General features: G+C 30.1%; 3 protein-coding genes. All 3 read right to left on the reverse strand.

All coding sequences use genetic code 11. The annotated features are described in order from the left end of the window. Positions 1–136: 136 nt before the first annotated feature. Genes F564_RS0117530 through F564_RS0117540 form a run of 3 tightly spaced genes read right to left on the reverse strand, consistent with a single transcriptional unit; the run spans position 137 to position 2186 of the window. Positions 137–619 (reverse strand): DUF6265 family protein, encoded by a 483-nt coding sequence (locus F564_RS0117530; protein ID WP_028123720.1) that lies wholly within the window; start codon positions 617–619, stop codon positions 137–139. A gap of 3 nt (positions 620–622) precedes the next feature. Next, positions 623–1840, reverse strand: a complete 1218-nt coding sequence (locus F564_RS0117535; RefSeq protein ID WP_028123721.1) for a DUF6596 domain-containing protein — start codon at positions 1838–1840, stop codon at positions 623–625. Then, a complete protein-coding gene (locus F564_RS0117540) occupies positions 1833–2186 on the reverse strand; it encodes a YciI family protein (protein ID WP_028123722.1) in 354 nt (117 codons plus the stop codon). Before F564_RS0117540 ends, F564_RS0117535 begins: the two co-directional genes overlap by 8 nt. Positions 2187–2292: the final 106 nt, after the last annotated feature.

A 2292-nucleotide genomic window follows, 5' to 3' on the forward strand; every position in this document is an offset into this window, starting at 1 on the left:
TAACGTTCCGCGGCTTGGCGAAGTGGCGGATTTTGAAGCACTTACTTTCAATTTAGTACTAAAGTTCATTAGAATTCCGAATGTTCAATTTAGCACTGAACCCGCCATTTTGCCAAACTGCTGTTGCCTGCTGGCTTTATTTTATTCGTTCAAATTCAAATGATAATTTCAAACTGTCGCCTGAAACAATTGCATTCATTTTGTCGCCATTTTTCCAATATTTTATCAATTTTGGAAAATCTAATGTGTCGTTTTTACATTCAAATTTATCATCTGCTATTTCAGTCATTTCAAACTTTATAAAATCCTTTTCATCTGGAGTTTTTACTAATAAATTCCATTTTCCATTGGTCTGTATTAGCTTCATTTGTTCTTGACTTAAAGTATCCCTATTTTGAAGTGTAAAACCAATTCCTTTATATTCATTATCATTAGCTTTTTTCCAATTTTCAAAAGTTTCTTTTCCTTTTTCTTCGTTTGTGCGTTTCCAATTCCCTAATAGCCAATCAAAATTTTCTGTTGATTGAGTAGTTGATTTTTGGTCATTTTGTTTTGTGTTACACATTGTTAATGCTAAAGTTGTTAGAAGCACAAAACTTATTTTTAATATTGATTTCATATTTTATAAATGTATTAATTCGTTTTCTAATAAATATTCTTTTCTGATTTTTTGGTTCAACTTGTTAATGGTTGCTTTAATTAAACTACTTGATTCGATAGGATTTGTTTCTCTCACTATTTTTGCTTTTACCAAATTGAAATAAGTATGTTCATTGGGTAATTCTTTCTCGACTTTAGATAATATTTTCAAAGCTAATTCCGTTTTACCTGCTTTACTCAAAACGTAACAATAGTTGAGTTTGACAATAGACGAAGACGAAACTTGTTGTAATATTTCGTAAAGATTTACAATGTCTTTCCAATCACTCACGGTAAAGTTTTCAACCGTCATATACTTTGCAACGATTAAAGCTTCAATATAAAATTTATTTGTTGATTTTGGTTTTGTGATAAATTGTAACCCTAATTGAAACAACTCTTGATTCCATTTTTCTCGCTTTTGATTAAAAAAAGAAATCAATTTACCCTTTTCAATTTTTGCAGGAATTCTTGCCGTGTGTAAACTAAAAATTGCCAATAAATTACTTGTAGTGTCAAAATTAAAACTTTTGAATAATAGTTTTGTCAATGAAAAGGTTTCCAAACACAAGTCTTTATTTACTATTTCTTCTGTTTTGTCACTAAATGAGTCAAAACCAATATTAAAAACAGCATACAAAATCTCTTCAACAATGGAAATTGTAGTTTGATTTGCTGAAATAGTTTGAATGTCTGTTTGCTTTAATTCACATTCTTGTATAATACTTTTTTTTGTCCGATTGATGCTTTTGTAAATTGACTCTCGATTGAGTAAAGTGCAATTGTGAATTTCATCAATACTTAAACCAAAAATATTTTTGAGAATGAAAGTAATCTTGGCTTGTGTTGATATAATTCCCAAAGAAGCAATGAAAATGATGGTTTGCAGACGCAAATCTTTTTCATTTTCTGAAACTTGATTATCATCTGACAATTTAAATGGTTCTAAATTGCTTTGTTTGTACCTGGTTTTAATTTGGTTCAATACATCATTTCGAGCCACAATGAAAAGCCAATTTTCTATGTTATCAGGTGTGCTTTTTTCGTTCCAAATTTTTAATGATTTCAAAAAAGAATTTTGAATGGCATCTTCAATTTCAGAGACATAGTTTGCACCAAACTGACCTAATAACCCCGAGAATAGCTTTCCATATAAAGCTCTATAATTTATTTCCTCTTTTTGAAATAAATCATTACTCATAATCTTCCATTTCCATTATTGGACGAATTTCCGTTGTTCCACCAAAAAGATGTGTCGGGCATTCTTTTGCTAATTCAACAACAGTTTGCAAATCGTCTGCTTGTAGCAAATAATAACCGCCAATGATTTCTTTAGATTCCAAATAAGGACCGTCTTTAACAACAGAGTCTTTGCCTGTTATTAAAACTCCCTTTTCGTGTAATCCATCTCCAGAAATTAAATGTCCTGCTTCGGCTAATTTGTTTGCCCAATTCATATGAGCATTTGCAATTTCTTGCATTTCTTTTGGCGACAATTCACTCATTTTTTGAATGTCTTCGTGAAGTAATAATAAAAATTGTTTCATTGTAAATTGTATTTAAATTCAACTAAAGACATTTTGCTATCTCAATTTTGGACATTTTCTGAATATTTTTTTTCTGCAGTCCGTTTTTCTAAGCTTGCAGGCAACG

The sequence above is a fragment of the Epilithonimonas tenax DSM 16811 genome (genome assembly GCF_000428485.1).
In the GTDB taxonomy this organism is placed as follows: domain Bacteria; phylum Bacteroidota; class Bacteroidia; order Flavobacteriales; family Weeksellaceae; genus Epilithonimonas; species Epilithonimonas tenax.

Bases quoted from the DNA above. Each gene is read 5' to 3' on its own strand.
- F564_RS0117530 (WP_028123720.1), bottom strand. From the start codon at position 619: ATGAAATCAATATTAAAAATAAGTTTTGTGCTTCTAACAACTTTAGCA.
- F564_RS0117535 (WP_028123721.1), bottom strand. From the start codon at position 1,840: ATGAGTAATGATTTATTTCAAAAAGAGGAAATAAATTATAGAGCTTTA.
- F564_RS0117540 (WP_028123722.1), bottom strand. From the start codon at position 2,186: ATGAAACAATTTTTATTATTACTTCACGAAGACATTCAAAAAATGAGT.